At 66.9% G+C, this 15,431-nt stretch carries 12 protein-coding genes; 4 read left to right on the plus strand and 8 right to left on the minus strand.

Annotated features, from left to right (window positions below):
• Window positions 1-227 precede the first annotated feature (227 nt).
• Window positions 228-392, minus strand: coding sequence for a hypothetical protein (locus KF688_00160; GenBank protein MBX3424063.1), 165 nt, complete (start codon window positions 390-392; stop codon window positions 228-230).
• A gap of 13 nt (window positions 393-405) precedes the next feature.
• On the opposite strand from KF688_00160, the gene KF688_00165 reads away from it, so the two are divergent.
• Window positions 406-1,236 (plus strand): hypothetical protein, encoded by an 831-nt coding sequence (locus KF688_00165; protein MBX3424064.1) that lies wholly within the window; start codon window positions 406-408, stop codon window positions 1,234-1,236.
• 21 nt (window positions 1,237-1,257) lie between these two features.
• On the opposite strand, the gene KF688_00170 is transcribed toward KF688_00165, so the two are convergent.
• The 5 genes from KF688_00170 to KF688_00190 form a co-directional block, all read right to left on the minus strand.
• A complete protein-coding gene (locus tag KF688_00170) occupies window positions 1,258-5,214 on the minus strand; it encodes an AAA family ATPase (protein ID MBX3424065.1) in 3,957 nt (1,318 codons plus the stop codon).
• Between the two features lie 48 nt (window positions 5,215-5,262).
• Window positions 5,263-5,499 carry a hypothetical protein gene (locus KF688_00175; protein ID MBX3424066.1) on the minus strand — a complete coding sequence of 79 codons (237 nt, stop codon included), beginning with the start codon at window positions 5,497-5,499 and terminating at the stop codon, window positions 5,263-5,265.
• 169 nt (window positions 5,500-5,668) lie between these two features.
• Complete coding sequence (locus KF688_00180) at window positions 5,669-6,214, minus strand: hypothetical protein (GenBank protein ID MBX3424067.1); 546 nt, start codon at window positions 6,212-6,214, stop codon at window positions 5,669-5,671.
• A gap of 157 nt (window positions 6,215-6,371) precedes the next feature.
• Window positions 6,372-6,644: a WXG100 family type VII secretion target gene (locus KF688_00185; protein ID MBX3424068.1), complete on the minus strand. Its 273-nt coding sequence runs from the start codon at window positions 6,642-6,644 to the stop codon at window positions 6,372-6,374.
• A 230-nt stretch (window positions 6,645-6,874) separates the two neighbouring features.
• Window positions 6,875-10,384, minus strand: a complete 3,510-nt coding sequence (locus KF688_00190) for an aminotransferase class I/II-fold pyridoxal phosphate-dependent enzyme (protein ID MBX3424069.1) — start codon at window positions 10,382-10,384, stop codon at window positions 6,875-6,877.
• A 938-nt stretch (window positions 10,385-11,322) separates the two neighbouring features.
• Here KF688_00190 and KF688_00195 point away from each other — a divergent pair.
• The gene (locus tag KF688_00195; GenBank protein MBX3424070.1) at window positions 11,323-11,520 is read left to right on the plus strand and encodes a hypothetical protein; all 198 of its coding nucleotides are present in this window, start codon (window positions 11,323-11,325) and stop codon (window positions 11,518-11,520) included.
• A 151-nt stretch (window positions 11,521-11,671) separates the two neighbouring features.
• On the opposite strand, the gene KF688_00200 is transcribed toward KF688_00195, so the two are convergent.
• Entirely contained in the window at window positions 11,672-12,163 is a 492-nt protein-coding gene (locus KF688_00200) for a DinB family protein (GenBank protein MBX3424071.1), read from the minus strand.
• A 463-nt stretch (window positions 12,164-12,626) separates the two neighbouring features.
• On the minus strand, window positions 12,627-13,373 hold the full coding sequence (locus KF688_00205; GenBank protein MBX3424072.1) for an ABC transporter permease: 747 nt from the start codon (window positions 13,371-13,373) through the stop codon (window positions 12,627-12,629).
• A 357-nt stretch (window positions 13,374-13,730) separates the two neighbouring features.
• On the opposite strand from KF688_00205, the gene KF688_00210 reads away from it, so the two are divergent.
• Window positions 13,731-14,948 carry a hypothetical protein gene (locus KF688_00210; protein ID MBX3424073.1) on the plus strand — a complete coding sequence of 406 codons (1,218 nt, stop codon included), beginning with the start codon at window positions 13,731-13,733 and terminating at the stop codon, window positions 14,946-14,948.
• A gap of 156 nt (window positions 14,949-15,104) precedes the next feature.
• The gene (locus KF688_00215) at window positions 15,105-15,341 is read left to right on the plus strand and encodes a hypothetical protein (protein ID MBX3424074.1); all 237 of its coding nucleotides are present in this window, start codon (window positions 15,105-15,107) and stop codon (window positions 15,339-15,341) included.
• The last annotated feature ends 90 nt before the right edge of the window (window positions 15,342-15,431 follow it).

Here is a 15,431-nt window from a genome sequence, read left to right on the forward strand (position 1 = left end):
GCCACGGAGAGGCGGAGGGGCAAGCGGCAAGCGATCCTCCCCGCCTGCACTGCGTACTCGACGCCTCTGCGTGAGATTCCTTCTCCGCCAGCAGGCGTCTCAGTTCTTCGGTTCCCGTGGTTGATTGCCGAGGCGCCGGGACGTGTCGCCGCTTACAATAGTCAGCGTCCGTCCTATGTCGCCGGGATCGCCGCGATGTCGATGTTGCGATTGCAGTGCAGCGGGTGTCAGGCCGTGCTCCAGGTACGGGCCGAACTGGCCGGCATGCAGGGGCGGTGCCCCAAATGCGGCGCCACCTTGGCCATCCCGGCCTCCGGGACGAGCGCGTCGCCTGCGGCGTCCTCGGCTCCCCCGCCGCCGGAATCGTTCTCAGGGTCGTCTTCGACGATCATCGCCTCGCCGTCGATGATCGGGCTGAAGGGCGCCGCGGGGTCCTCGTCGCGCTCGGCGGCCGGGACGCTGCCGCTGTCGCAAGCGCCTGCTGCGGAGATGCTGGCCGAGCTCGCTCGCCGCGGCAAGAGCGCCGTATTGGTCGTGTTCGAGCCCCCCGCCGACGGCGATTACCGCCTCAGCAGCCAGGAGGGCGCCAACGTCCGCTGCTACCGCACGCCAGACATGTCGGACGACCAGATGCTGCAGGTCCTTGCCGAGACAGGCGCCATGACCCGCGGCGTCCGCGACGCCAAGGGGGGGCTCCACTTGGAAGGGGAGGGGGGCCCGACGCCGTTCGAGCTCAAGGGGGATCGTCTCGGTTCGACCCTCGACGAGTTCAAGGCCAAGTACGCCCGCAAAGTCGGGTCGTTTCAGCTGCCGTATTGCTCCGACAGCTCCCCGGGGCAAGCGATCGAGGCGCTCCGGGTCGAGCGGTGGTACTCGGCCGCGGGACTGGTCCACGGGCGGATCGATCTTCCTTCGGAGGGGGATCCTCCGACGATCGCCGGGGTGAAGACCGAGCTGTTGCTGTACCAGTTCGTCGACGGACGGTTGTTTCGCATCACGGCGATGTTCGACACCGAGGAGTGCCATCTCGTCCGCGAGGCGCTGGTCAAGAAGTACGGCCCGCCGACGAGCGAGCGGCAAGAACCGGCGGCGCACGTGTGGGACAACGGCGTCAGCGCGCTGCAACTGGTGCGCGGAGCGATCCGCCCCCGCAAACCCTCGCTGTTGCACGCCGTGCACCACGCCTACCACCGCTCGGCGATGGGCCGAGCGCCGCAGCGGAGCGACGATATTTGAAGGAGCTTCTGCTCCGACCGTTCACCCCACCGCCAAGCCGCTGCGTTTGGCCAGCCAGGCCAATCGCTCGGGGGTCGGGGCGCCGTAGGGGCGGAACTTGGTCTGGGTCCCCAAGTCGTCGCGGTAGAGCAGTGCGCGGTGTTCCCCCAGCCGGCCCGCGGCGGGGGATTCGATGAAGCTCGTCGAGTCGGCTGCGCTCATTGGCAGCGCGATCCGGAAGTCGAGCTCGCGGAGCGTGATCCGGTCGATCGCTCGGGAGAGCGCGTTGTAGGAATCGCACCACAGCACGACGTGGATGCCGACCGCGGGACCTTCGCGCAGCAATTCGCGGAACCGGCGATCGGCGCCGGGGGCTTTCTTGGCGCTGGAGAAGCTGAAGTCGTCCTCGACGACCCGCAGGTCGCGGATTTGCGATACGTCGTGAATGAACAGAAATCGCGCCGGGGGGGATTCTTCGCTGCTGGCGGCGCGGCGTTGGGCCTCGTCGGCCAGGGCGACGACCACGGCCGCGGCGTCGCGGGGCGCGACGACCTGGATCGCCTGCCCGGTCAACGGCGAGCCGCCGGTCGTCGCGGCGTCGACTGCCGCGCCGTTGGCGCCCGCCCCGAGAGCGCCGAGCGCAGCGGCGATGGTGCGCCAGGCGTCGCGATGATCGCTTTCGGGACGGGCGCCGTTGAGCACGACGATCTGGGCGCCCCGGTCGCCGAGTTGGCCGAGGATCGCCGCCGCGGCGGTCGACATGATCCCCAGCGCCGAGGCCTCGTCGTTGCCGAGAATGGCGAGATGCTGGCCGCTCTGCCGGCGCAGCACGAGACTGGTCGGCGGTTCGATCCGCACCGCGGCGCCCAGCCACAACGTCGGCTCAAGCGCCTCGACCCGGCCGGCCACAGCGGCGGCGAGCTCCGAGTTCGTACGAACGTCGGCCGGCATGTTCCCTTCGAACACGATTGCCGGTTCGAGCGCGGCTGCGCGCGGCACGGGGCGATCGCGCAGTTCGTGGAGGTATTGTCGCCGCTGGTCGTCGGGGAGCCACGCGACCTGGAACGGCTGGTTCCCGGAGGTCAGGCCGTTCTGGTCGTTGTAGATCGCCTCGCCCGGACGGGTGAGCAACCGAGCGGCCGGGTTCTCGTCGCTGAGAATCAGGTGGGCGTCGGCCTCGCTGCACTCCAGCGCGATCCGCACGGCCATTTGTCCCAATGTGCTGCGCGCCAGCGAGTAGGCCCCGGCCAAGGTCTGCGAGCCGAGGATCACGTGGACGCCGAACGCTCGCCCTTGCCGCACCAGTCGGTCGAGAAGCAGCCCCGCGTCCTGGGCGAGCTTGTCGTCGGCGACGAACAGCTCCTGGAACTCGTCGATGATCAACAGCGTACGAGGCATCGGCACGTCGGGCGCCGCGGCGCGGAAGCCGCCTAGATCCTGCACCGCGTGGGCCCGGTAGAGCTCGCCGCGGCGGCGCAGTTCGGCGTCGAGCCGCTCCAGGACGCTGACGCCGAATTCCCGCTCGCTCTCGATCGCAATGACCCGGGCGTGGGGGAGCCGCTCGGCGGCATAGGTCTTGAACTCGACCCCCTTCTTGAAGTCGATCAGGTAAAACTCGACCTGATCGGGGCCGTAGTGGAGCGCCGCGTTGGTGACCAGCGCGTGGAGCAGCGTGCTCTTGCCCGAGCCGGTCTTGCCGCTGATCAGGGCGTGCTGGGCGGTGCCGCGGCCCAGCCGCAGCGATTGCATCTCCTTGGCGCCGGCGCGGCCGATGGGGACGACCAGTTCGCGCCCCGTGTCGCCGGTCCAGACGGTCTCGGGGGCCGGGGCGACCCGGTCGAAGGCGACCTCGACCCGGCTGGCGGTCTTCGAATCCTGCGCCGCCCGCCGCAGCACTTCGTTCAGCCGCTCCGGGGCGGGGAGTTCGTCGAGCTCCAGCGGCAGCTTCTCGAACAACGGATACTGCCACACAAACCGGCCCTCGTGCCAATCGAGGTGCATCGCGTTGTGCAGGAACGGCTCGAGTTTGATCTCGTACGGCAGCCGCAACGAGCGGTCGACGCTCATCAGCACATACACGCCGCAGCGCGGGCCCGCCTCGGCGATTGCCAGGAGCCGCCGCGCCGCGATCTCGCTGAATCCCGCGGGGAAGTTGGCCGCCACGACCACGTGGTACGGCTCGGCGACTTCGCCCGCCTGGGCGTTGTACTCGGCGAGGGTCGCGAACTCGTTCCGCAGATACTTCTGCAGCACCTTCTCCATGTGGGCCGTGACGATGGTCAGCCGCTCCTCGATCCGCTTCGGCTCGGTGAGCACCTGCTTGGGAGCGAGTTGCTCGTCGTAGTCGGCCAAGTGCATGAAGGGGCCGAAGTTTTCGCCTAGTCCCGCAGGGTCGATGAGCGTGAATCGCAGCAGCCCCGCCGGCAGCGCCGCGAGGGTTCGCAGCATCGCCAGTTGCAGCACCTTGACCGCCGCAGCCCGCCCCGGCCCGTCGGCCGTGGCGACCAGCCGCGGATGTTCGGCGATCGAAATCGCCGCGGTGAGCGGCAGCCACGTGGTCGGCAAGGCCAGCGCGGGATCGCTCGGCACGCCATGTTTGACGACCGACAACGGCAACTCGAACCGCCCGAGCGCGATTCCCTCGGGGGGGACGGTCGGGCGGTTCCAGTCGTCCCACCGAGTCTCGTTCCAATCGGGGCACAGCTCCGCGGCGCGGGCGGCCATGCCGCGCAACTCGTCGGCGATCTGTCGAAACCCGCCGAGCCAGCGTTCGGCCAACGCGGCGAATTCGGCGTCGTGCAGCCGCTGGGCCTCCGCTCGCCGGGCTTCGTACTGGCTGTTGTTGGCATGCTCGGCGGCGTCGCGGTCGGCTTCGTTCGCGGCGAGCAGCGGGGGATACTTGGCGTCGACGGCGGCCAGATCGGCTTCGCACTTCTGCTCCAACTCGGCGATTCGCCGGACAGTCTCCGCTTCGAGTCGGGCGACCTCGTCAGCGCGGTGCGTTCGGGAGGCGTTGACGGCCCGATCGCGCTCCACGTCGGCGGTCCGCACATCCTCGTCCCGGCGGCGAACAATGGCCGCAGCCTCGGCCTGAGAGGCGGCCTTCGCATCGGCCAGGGCCTGTTGGGCAAGGGTCAGCCCCGTGGCGACCCCGCGGACAACTTCGCGGTACTTGTCGTAGGTTTGCCGGCGGCTCTTCGGCAGGAGCCAGCCCCACAGCATCCCGGCGACGACCAGCCCGCCGAGCGCGGCGCCGATGCCGGCGGCGGAGAACGACTCGCCCAGAAACGCCGCGATGACGGCCCCAATGGCGACGGCGCCGACCAGCCAGCCCCAGGGGCCTCCCCCTTCCAAGAACAGCGTAGGGAGCTTCTGCCCCTGCATCGCGAGGACCGCTTCGCGCAGTTCGGAGAGCAGGGCGCGGAGTCGCTCGGCGGCGTCGGACGCGGGGTCCTGGTCTGCGGATTCGTCGGGGGCTTCCTCGAACGACGCCTCAGGCCGCTTAAGCCGCCGCATCCCCAGCAGCGCATCGGCGTCTCGCTGCAGACCCTCCAACTGCTGCCGCTGGACGGCGACGAGCTTGCTCGCCTTGGCCCAGTGTTGCTCGGGCTTGTCCTTCGAGGCGTCGAAGACGGCCATTGCCTCCCATTGAGCCTCTTGGGCCCGCTGCTTGGCGGCGGCGAGCGCGTCCGATTCCTCGGCGTCGAGTCGGTCGATCGCCGCAGCCAACTCTCGGGTTGCGAGGGCTCGGTCTTGTTCCAATCCCGCCTCGACCGCCTGCTTCGCTTCGGCGAACTGAGTTTCCAAGTCACGCCGCTGGGTCGAATACTGCTTGTGGAGCGATTGAGCCGTCGACTCGAACTCTTCTGCCGCCGCCGCCGATTCCTTGCGGAGCGCCGCGGCGATTCTCGCTTCCTCCGTGGCGCGCCAGTCGGCCAGTTGCTGCAGTTCGTGCAGCAACTCCATCTGACGGCGGGTGGACAGCGGCGTGTGCGGCACGGCGGTTCGGGATTGGAGGGAAAGAAACGGCCAGGGAGGCAAACGAAATCAGCCTTCAAACTCGTCGCGACAATCGCGTTCCATCGAATCGACCAATTGCCGCATGTGGGCGATCACGTCCATGGCGGACTTGAGCGCCGGCCCCAGCGGTTCGAGGTATCGCTCGCAAAACGCTTGGCTGACCGAGTCGTTCCAAGACTCGCTGACCTCTGCCCAGGCGATCCGCAGTTCGTCGGCGGCGTCGCGCAATCGAGCGGCGTCGGTGTCGAGATCGCAAGTTCGCATGGGCTACGTCTCAGAACGCGGGCGATTCTACCACGGAGGCATGAAGAGGACGAAAACAGTCGAGAGAGTCAAAGATCAAGCAGTGAGAAGGCTGTTCCCGCACGATTCCCCGCTTTGTTCGTCTGCCCCATCATCCCCAAGCCCCGTCACTCCACGGTCTTCGCCCCCGCTACTCCGGCGTAGTCGGCGGGGCGTCGCCCAGGACGGGGGGGAGGTCCTCGGTCACGGGGGCTTGTTCGATTTGATAGTCCTCCAGCCGACGCAGGATGTTCACCAGGGCCGCTTCGGCCAGGGCGAGGTCCGATTCGAGCAGCGTGCGGAGCGCGCCCAGGCGTCCTTCATACTCGAACACTTCATGGTTGAGGGTGCGCTTCCAGTTTTTGACCTTATCGACCTGTCCGCGGCAAAACTCCCGCCGGGCCTTGCAACGATTGAGGAGCGCCTTCTCGGCCCGGCAGCTTGGCCGTTCGCCGCTGACCAGCGGAAAGGCGAGGCATCGCTCGAGATCGAGCTTCGCATTGTGGACCGCGTCCTCGGCCTCGCGCGATTTGAGTTTCCAATACGCGGGTTGGTCGTGCTCGATCCAATCGACCGCACGGCGCAACTGGCCGTCGAGCCCTTCCACCGCGCCCTGCATGCGCTCGATGAACCGCGCCAAGGCCGCGCGAAACCGGGCGACGGCTTCGATCGAGCGAACCTGTGCGGGACCAGCCACGATCGACTCGCGAGGGGACTGAAGGACGATGGGACTACGGGACCGCGAGAGCTAGGCAGGGGGATTTCGCCGCGGGGCAAGCAGGCTCGGTTGCGTCGTCTTTTTGCCGGCTTCTCGTCCCACTTGTCGAGCAGCGCGCTCGCCCGAAACGCCGCGATCACCGTTGCTGCAAATACTCTTCGATCCGCTCCGCTTTTCGCAAGAGAAACGGGGCGTATTGATTGGTCGCTTCGATCGAGCGGTTGATGAGCTTCAGGTGCTGCTCGAACTCCTCGGCGAACTTCTTCTGTTCCTGATCGCGCCACGTGACGCTGAGCGAATGGAGCTGATTGCACAGCGCGCTCATGCGCTCCTCCAGCTCGGCGTTGAACGTCTTGAGCTGGTGCGCAAACCGACGCAGCTCGGCGGGGTCGACGATCGCCTGAGACATAGGTGCGGGCCTCCGCAGGAGTGTGGCACGACGGACGCGCCGGACGCGCGACGCCGTCGTCCGATTCTATGCAACCCGCCCCGCAGCCGCCGGTTCCGGGCGCCGACCGCGTCGAATTGCCTATCCCCCCGCTGCAACTGATTCTAATCGCGCATGGGGCGGCGGTAAAGAAACGGTCGCCCGCCGCGCCGGCAGTCGCGCTCGTTCGCTCGATGCCCGCTTCTGCGCACCTAACGAGGCGGCAGGCTTGTCTCCGGGGCCGGTACGCGCTCTTCCAGCGGGGGAAGCGGCCGATCGGCGCCGCGGCAGGAGGGGTCGATCCGGTCCAACTCTTCCGCGACGGCCCGCACCGTGGTGCGGATTTGCTGCGGCGTGTGGGTGGCCGTGATGAAGAATCGCAGCCGGGCGGCGCGTTCCTCAACGGCCGGGTACAGGATCGGCTGCACGTTGATTCCGCGTTGGAACAACTGGTGCGACAGTCGCAGGGCATGCTCGCTGTTGCCGGTGATCACGGGGACGACCGGCGTGTTGTTGCTGTGGCCCGTGTTGAGACCCGCGTCCTTGGCGAGCCGCAAGAACAACCGCGAGTTCTCGGCGAGCCGAGCGACGCGCTCCGGCTCTTCCTGCAACAGTTCGAGCGACGCGAGCGCCGCAGCCGTGTTCGCCGGCGAGAGGCCGACCGAGTACACGAACCCCGGGGCGGTGTATTTGAGATACTCGACCAGTTCGCGACAGCCGGCGATGTATCCGCCGCAACTTCCCATCGACTTGCTCAGGGTGCCCATCCAAATGTCGACGTCGCGGGGGACGATGCCGAAGTGCTCGCTCATTCCTCGGCCGTGCAGGCCCATCGTGCCGATCGAGTGGGCCTCGTCGACCATCATGTAGCACTTGTGTTTCTTCTTGAGTTCGACGAACTGCGGCAGGTCGGGATAGTCGCCGTCCATGCTGTACACGCCCTCGACGACGATCAGCACGCGGCGGTATTCGTGGCGAATCTGGTCGAGAATCCTTCCGCACTCGCGCCAATCGTTGTGAGCGAACGGACGGCGGCGGGCGCCCGAGAGAATCGCTCCTTGCATGATGCTGTTGTGCGACAGTGCGTCGTGCAAGATGAGGTCTCCCGGGCCGAACAGGTGGCCGATGATCGACTCGTTCGTCGAGTGACCGCCGACCATCACGATCGAGTCCTCCGTGCCGATGAAGTCGGCGATCGCCCGTTCCAATTGGCGATGGATTGTCTTCTCGCCCGAGACGACTCGGCTCGCCGAGACGCTGGTGCCGAATCGCGCGACTGCGTCCTGGGTCGCCTTGACCACGGCCGGATCGCCTGACATTCCCAGGTAGTTGTAGCTGCACCAGTTGACGTACTCCTGCCCGGCGATCGTCGTGCGATCGTTGGTCAGGCCTTCATGGACGGTGAAGAACGGGTTGGGGAGCCCCGCCTTGGTCGTCAGCGACTTGTTTTCCAGCAGCCGAAGGTACTCCGGGCTCTTGGAGAACTGGTAGTCTTCTGCGGGGACCTCGGCGGCGTCGGAACCGCCGACGGTCCGCTCGATCCGGCCTCCCAGATGCAACCGAATCGCTTCGGCGACCTCGCCGCATGTCTCGATGTTGGGGAGCACGTGGTCGGGGAACCGTCCGCCGAAGTGGTCCTCAAGCGCCGCGATGATCTCCATCCGTTCCAGCGAGTCGAGCCCCAGCTCGACGATGTTCGTGTCCCACTCGAGTTCCTGGACGCGCTCGCGGCCGATCTCGCGAACCTTGGCGTAAACCACGTCGACGATCTCGGCGAGTTGGCCCGCGGCGAGCTTGCCTTGCGCCGCGGTGCGGTCGGAGGCGCGGGCCAGGGCGTCCTCGGCGGCCTGGGTTTCCAGCGTCGTTTCCTCGGCCAGCACGCTGGAATCGTCTCCGTCGAGAGCAGCTTCCATGCCGTCGCTGTCGAGGCGAGCTTCTTCCTCGCGCGTGCGGCGCCGCAGCGAGGGGGCGATCACCACCTCCCCCGTCTCAGCCGACCAACTGGCGACCATGGCCAGGGTGCCGGCCACGAACCCGTCCTTGCACGCGTGACGTTGGATCTTGCCGCTGGAGGTCTTGGGGATGCTGCCCGCCTTGAGCAGCACCACCGCGGCGACCGATTGTTCGTGGTCTCGCGACACCTGCTTGCGGACCGCGGCGATAATCTCGGCGAAGTTGAGATCGCGCCGGCGGATCGTTTCGTTGACGACGACCAGCCGCTCCGCCCCCTCGGGACCGACCGCGAACGCCGCCCCGACGCCGGGGGCGATCGCCTCGTGAGCCGCCTGCACCGATTGCTCGATGTCCTGAGGGTAGTAGTTCACCCCGCGGAGAATGATCAGGTCCTTGAGTCGCCCGGTGACGAACAGCTCCCCCTTGCGCAAGAAGCCGAGGTCGCCCGTGCGAAGGAACGGCCCGCGGCCGTCGCGCAGCTTGGCGCCGAAGGTCTCCTGGCTCTGCTCGGGCCGCTTCCAGTAGCCGACGGCCACGCTGGGCCCGGAGACCCAGATTTCGCCGACTTGGTCCTGTCCCAGCGGGGCGAACGTGTCGGGATCGGCGATGACGATCGTCTGGTCGAGCAGATTGCCGCCGCTGCCGACCAACTGCCGCGCTCCGGCGGCGCCCGGTTCGGCGTCGACGACCTTGTGATGCTCAAGCGCCTCCAGCTCGAACGGCATGACCACCGGCTCGGCCTGTTTGAACCCGCCGGTGACGATCAGGGTCGCCTCGGCCAGTCCGTAGCAGGGATAAAACGCCTCGCGGCGGAATCCGCACTCGGCGAAGGCCTCGCTGAAGCGGTCGATCGTCTCGGCCCGCACCGGCTCGGCGCCGTTGAAGGCGAGCGACCAGCGGCTCAGATCGAGGGTGCGCTTCTGAGCGGGGGTCACCTTGTCGACGCAGAGGTCGTAGGCAAAATTAGGCCCGCCGCTGATCGTGGCGCCCACTTGCGAGATGGCTTGCAGCCACCGGACCGGCTTCTGCAGGAAGTGGGTCGGCGACATCAGCAAATTGGGCCGGCCCATGTACAGCGGCTGCAGCAGGCCGCCGATGAGCCCCATGTCGTGATAGAGCGGCAGCCAAAACATGCCGGTCCCCGAACGGGAATGCTCGAAGGCGTAGGCGATCATCGCCGAGTTGTGCATCAGGTTCGCATGGGTCAGCATCACCCCCTTGGGCGTGCCGGTCGAACCGCTCGTGTACTGCAGAAAGGCGAGGGTCTCGCCGTGAACCTCGGGCCGGCGCCAGTGGTCGGCGAGTTCCGGGCCCCATTGGTCGGTCGCCCGCCAGCGGATCTGCTGGAGCGCCGGCGTGTCGCCGATCATCGTTTGCACCCGTTCGAGGACGTCGAACGTGGTCAAAGCGACTTTGGCCTCGGCGTCGTTGGCGATCGCCTCGATCCGGGCCATATTGCGATTGCGACGCGGCGGATAGGCCGGCACGGCCGTCACCCCGGCGAACAGACAGCCGAAAAACGCGGCGACGAAATCGAGCCCCGAAGGGTACAACAGCAGCGCTCGTTCCCCCTCCATCCCCATCGCCTGCAGCGAAGCGGCGATCGCCCGGGCCCGGCGATCGAGATCGGCGTAGGTCCACTCGACGACCTCACGTTCGCCGTCGGACAAGTACCGAAAGCCGACATCGTTCCCCTGATGCTGGGCGCGGTGCTGCAGCAGTTCGACCAGATTGGAAGGGCCGAAGAACGACCCGGGAAGTTGATCCATGTGTTGCACGGTTTCGAAAGCTCCTCGCGAGCGGCTCTGCGCGAAGCAGGCCGGCCGCGGATAGGACGTCGGGGCGACCCGGCGTCGGTGGGCGGATTCGCTGCGACCGGGCCTCGGGCCCGGCGAGCGACGGGGGCGGCGGCCTCGTGCCAACCGCAGACCTCTGTGCCGTCAAAAGCGGCGCGGCATTGTTCGCACGAGCGCCGGAACAGGAACCAGCACGGGGCGACCGAAGGGGGGCAACGGCAGCCTCGGCGCGACTCGCCGCAGGGCCGTTGCGAGCCAAGCGGACCAGGGGACGGGGGGGAACGGCAGTTTCAGCATGGAATTATCAGCCCCTCAATTTTAAGCAGCCGGCGGCAACCTCGCACCCCCTCGGGGGGCATTTCCGCCCCAGCTAGCGGCACGGATTCCCGCGGATTTTGGACGCATTCTGGGATTCTAAGGGACCCTACCACCCTCGCTCGCCCGCGGCAAATTGGCGATCCACCCTCCGGCAGCGAATTCGCGTGAGCTTTGTTACCGCCGATGATGCGGTCGGCGCCCGCCGCAACGGGGCCCGAATCGGACCATTTTACGGGGCCCGCAAACTCGAGGTTCGCTCCGGAGCCGGACCTGCAAGAACGCCGCCTTCGCATCGTGTTTGACGCACGCGCGGGCGGCCGCGGCCGAGAGCGGCAAGCCCCTGGCGTGGTTCCTGGGAGGGTCCGTTGCGAGCCGACCCGCTGCGGACTCGCTCCGCAGCGCGGGTGGTACGCGCAAGCCGGGGTCTCAACCGGCAGATTTTCTCGAAGCAGTCGTTCATGTCGACACGACACTTGCCGCGCACGCGTCGGCTTTTCATAATCAGCATATGGCTTGGGCGGAGCGTCGCCGTCCTTGCCGCGCTGCTGGAAGCGCCTCGACCGCTGCTCGCACCCGTGCGAAGGAGGATTCACTTGCTTACCGAAGGCGAAGTGTCGCGAAGTTGGCAGAAGCTGTTCAAGAGCGGCAACGTGACCGCAGAGACCTTCGAGCGGGCGGATTTGCTGCTCGATGAGTTGCGGGGCACCAGCCCCCTGCGGCATCGTCTGCAGAGCGAACTGGAGGAGCTCCGCAAGATTCACGCCGACAAGTTGCAAGCCGTCGAAGCCTGACCCGTCGCACTTGCCGACGAGTCCGAAGAATCACGCGACAAGGCCGCGAACTGGAATCAGTTCGCGGCCTTGTCGCATTCTCTGACGATGCATGAGCAAGCGCGCGTAATGTTTGCAACCGATGCGCATGCGCCCTGCGACAGCTCGGCGATCAGAACAGCGGAGGCCGGCCTGTCTGGCGGCGCCAGTTCGACAAGTGACCTAGATGGGCCGCCTCGTGGGTCGCCATGAGATGCGCCACCAGATCTCCCTTGGTGGGCAGCAGCTTTTTCAGGAACTTGACCGGCAACGGGTTCGGTTCGTCGAGGACCGCCAGGTCGACCGATTCCAGCGCTGCCGCGACAGCCGCGTGCCCCTCGCGAAGCGCCAGCAGCAGTTCCTGCTTGTCAGGGTAGGGATGTTTTTCCATCTGCGGTTGCGACCTGGGGCCGAACTCGGCGTGCCACTCCGCGGGCAACCGCGTTGGCTGTCCGAGAGTTTGCAAGGCGTAGTCAGTGCAGATCGCCAAGTGCCCCAGCAACCAAGCCGGCGTGTTGACGTCCGGCGAAGGCTGGGTGTGCATCTCCTCGTCGGGGATGTCGGCGGCGAGCCGTTCGCAGTAGGCGAGATTGAAGCCATACAGAGTCAGCAGCGTTTTGCTCATGGTCGGCGCATGATTCGAGTGCAGCGAGGCGGCGTCTTTCCGCAAGTCTGTACAGAAGTCGAACAGGCAGGCGTCCCCGCCATGGTCCATTAGAGCGAATGAAGATCGAGCACGCAAAACTGGCCTTGGTTGCGGATGAGCGTCGTCAGTACGATCCGTCCAACCGAGCAGCGAAAGGACTAAACGGCGGGCGTGTTCGCCCGCCCCGCTGCCGGGAACGACTTGTCTAAGGAAGACGACATGGCTCAGCAACAGAACAAGAAGGGCGCGAAGCCCCAGGCCGCTCCCACCGGCAAGAAGGGCGCCGCCCAGCCGAAGAAGGGCAAGTAAGCCCGACGCAAGCCGCGACGCAAGTCGCGGCCGAGTGCAGAAGCGACAACAGAAGACGCCCCGGGCCAAAATCCGGGAGCGTCTTTTTCTTTGCGCGGACAAGTGCCAGCCACCAGCCGCGACGGATCGCCAATTACTCTCTTTGCCCGCTCTCGCGCTGCAGGCGCAAGTAAATTGCCGCTGCAATCCCGCCGGAACCAAACACCATGGCCATCACCATGATTTGATACCGTGCCGCCACCAGCGGCGACGCCCCGGCGAGCAACTGGCCGGTCATCATTCCCGGCAGCGAGACGAGTCCCACGGCCAACATCGTATTGTTCAGGGGAATCAGTGCGGCGTTCATCGCGATGTTGCGGGCCGCGAGATACCCGGCTCCGCCGCGACGCTCGCTGGCGAATCGCTCCCCCGCGAGGCTCACCGCATTCATCGCATTGGCGAAGATCATTCCAGCCAGCGAGATCATCTCGCGCGGGGAGTGCCAGGGCTCAAGCATCAGCACGCCCTGCGTGATGATGACGAGCGTGACGACGCCGGAGAACGCGATTGCGGCGAACGCCTCTCCCCGACGACGATGGCCCGCGACGACGTCGAGCGAACGAACCGCGATCCAACTGGCAGCCATCAGCATGATCGACAGCGTGGCGAGCACGATCCACGGTCCCTCGGCCTGGAAGATGGAGACGAGCACGTACCCGACGACCAGCAGCTGCAGCAACATGCGAACCGTCGCAATCATCGACTTGCCGACTCCCAATCCCCAGGCCCGTTGGACCGCCAACAGCGCGACGACGGGCGCAAACGATATTGCCAATCGGGTCAGGGGGATCTCCTTGGCGCCCCCGTCGGCGGCGGCAGCGAGCAAGCAGGCGAGAGTCATGGCAATCCAGAGATCGAGGCGCGGACGAAATGCTGGCGCCATTGTATCTCGTATCCTGGGGGGCGGGCCGAATCTGCCCTGGGGCGACTGTCAGGTCCCGAAAGGGGGGCAACCGGAATTCAGCACGACGGCGCGACTGGGGCGAGTCTCAGATTTCGGAGAGCTGGCAGCGCAGCCGCGGCAAATCGGCTCGGATCTGCTAGCGGCGCCGGCGGTACGCCGGATTTGCGAGACTTCGCCTCATGAGACTTTGCCGGTTATGCCGATGAGGACAAGGACGCGCATTCTCGCCGCACGCGGCGCGGTGCATTGCGCGGCGACGCCTGAAAGGGGGGCTCCTTTCACGCGGACGACATCGTGGCGCCTCGGGCCCGACTCATCGTGCTTCTCTTGCTGGCGACGTGGCTCTCCGCCGCGTCGGGGTGCAGTCTCGTGCTGCCCCAGACCGCCCAAAAGCCGGTCATTCGCAACCCGTTCCCGCAATTGAGCCGCGTGGCGGTCGCCCCGTTCTTCAACCAAAGCGACGAGCCGACCCTCGACGGCCGCGAAGTCGCCATGGCGTATTACGCCGAGTTGCAGGGGGTCCGCGGGTTCGAGGTCGTTCCGGTCGGGGTCGTCGAGGAAGCGATTATCGCCCACAGGATTGATCTGCGCAGCCCGGGCGAAGCTCGACGGTTGGCCGCAGAATTGGGGGTCGACGCAGTCGTCGTCGGCTCGGTGACCGACTACACCCCCTACTATCCGCCGCGAATCGGCCTGCGGGTCGAGTGGTACGCCGCGAACCCCGCATTCCACGAGATCCCCGCGGGTTACGGATTGCCCTTTGGCACGCCCGAAGAGGAGTTCATCCCTGACGACTTGGCCTACGAGGCCGAACTCGCCGCGGCGAAATCGGAGATGGCGGCGCTCACTCCGGGCCTCGAAGCCGTTTGCATTCCGCTGCCGAAACCGCCGAGATCCTCCGACGACGATGACGTCGACCAAGGGCGCGAACTCCCGGGCATTCCTGGGGAGGAGGGCTCGTCGGGGCGGTTCATCGATCCCGCGATGCGCTCGGCTCGTCGCGATTCGAGCGAGCTTGAGCCTTTCGCCCCCAGCACGTCCGGCGAGCAGGTTGCCGGCGACGTCCGGTGGGTGCAGGCACAGGAGGAACTGCCGACGCCGGCAGGAGGACGAAATTCGAGCGCCGCGCAGCCGTGGACCGGCGCGGGGCCGCTAGCGGGTCCTCCGATCGGCACAGACGGTGCGACGCCGCCCCCGGGCGCAATCGGAACAAACGGCGCGTGTTTCCCAGCGGCGCAGGTCGGGACGCGCCAACCGACGTGCGGACCCCACTTCGGACCCGTGCTGGCGCACACCAGAATCTACCGCGGCGACGACGGCGACGTGACGCAAGCCCTGCAGGGATACGCCTTTTTCCGCGACGACCGCCGCATCGGCGGGTGGGAATCGTACCTCCGGCGGAGCGACGACTTCACTCGCTTCTGCTGTCACATGCACATCTCCGAGATGCTCTCGGCCCGCGGCGGCAGTCGCAAAACGCAGTTGGTGTCTCGCTGGCCAGGCGACCGATAACGCACAGTAGGCAAGGTCCCCGACGCGCACGGATGCGCAAGCGTCGCCCTTGCCTGCGACGACCCCGGCCCGTCGTCGCGAGTGCCTGCCCGTGAGCCCGCCCCCCTGGCGCGACCGCCGACTCGCCTGCGCCCTTGCCGCGTGGAGTCCCCTTTCGTGAACGATGACATCAACGTCTTGGCCCTGGTGAAGGGGAAAGAACGGTACGTCTTCCTGTTTGAAGATTCGCAACGGGCCGAGGCGCTGCGCACGCTTGGGCGGTTCGCCTCGAATCCCGAGCTCAGCTTCAACTGGTACGACGCCGCGGTGCTGAGCCAAAAGATTCGCACCGGCGCCGAAGCTGCCAGCGACCCCCTCCCGCGCCGCGTCAACCTGACGCCCTCGGAGGAGTGAAGAAGGGCGCGAGGCGCGAGTCTTGAGGGGGAGCACGCGGGCGAGAGATTGTTGCTCCGTCCCCCAAGTCTCGCTTCTGCAAGCGTCCTC

This window comes from Pirellulales bacterium, assembly GCA_019636345.1.
In the GTDB taxonomy this organism is placed as follows: Bacteria; Planctomycetota; Planctomycetia; order Pirellulales; family Lacipirellulaceae.

Bases quoted from the DNA above. Each gene is read 5' to 3' on its own strand.
- KF688_00200 (MBX3424071.1), bottom strand. From the start codon at position 12,163: ATGAGCAAAACGCTGCTGACTCTGTATGGCTTCAATCTCGCCTACTGC.
- KF688_00190 (MBX3424069.1), bottom strand. From the start codon at position 10,384: ATGGATCAACTTCCCGGGTCGTTCTTCGGCCCTTCCAATCTGGTCGAA.
- KF688_00175 (MBX3424066.1), bottom strand. From the start codon at position 5,499: ATGCGAACTTGCGATCTCGACACCGACGCCGCTCGATTGCGCGACGCC.
- KF688_00160 (MBX3424063.1), bottom strand. From the start codon at position 392: ATGATCGTCGAAGACGACCCTGAGAACGATTCCGGCGGCGGGGGAGCC.
- KF688_00185 (MBX3424068.1), bottom strand. From the start codon at position 6,644: ATGTCTCAGGCGATCGTCGACCCCGCCGAGCTGCGTCGGTTTGCGCAC.
- KF688_00205 (MBX3424072.1), bottom strand. From the start codon at position 13,373: ATGACTCTCGCCTGCTTGCTCGCTGCCGCCGCCGACGGGGGCGCCAAG.
- KF688_00165 (MBX3424064.1), top strand. From the start codon at position 406: ATGATCGGGCTGAAGGGCGCCGCGGGGTCCTCGTCGCGCTCGGCGGCC.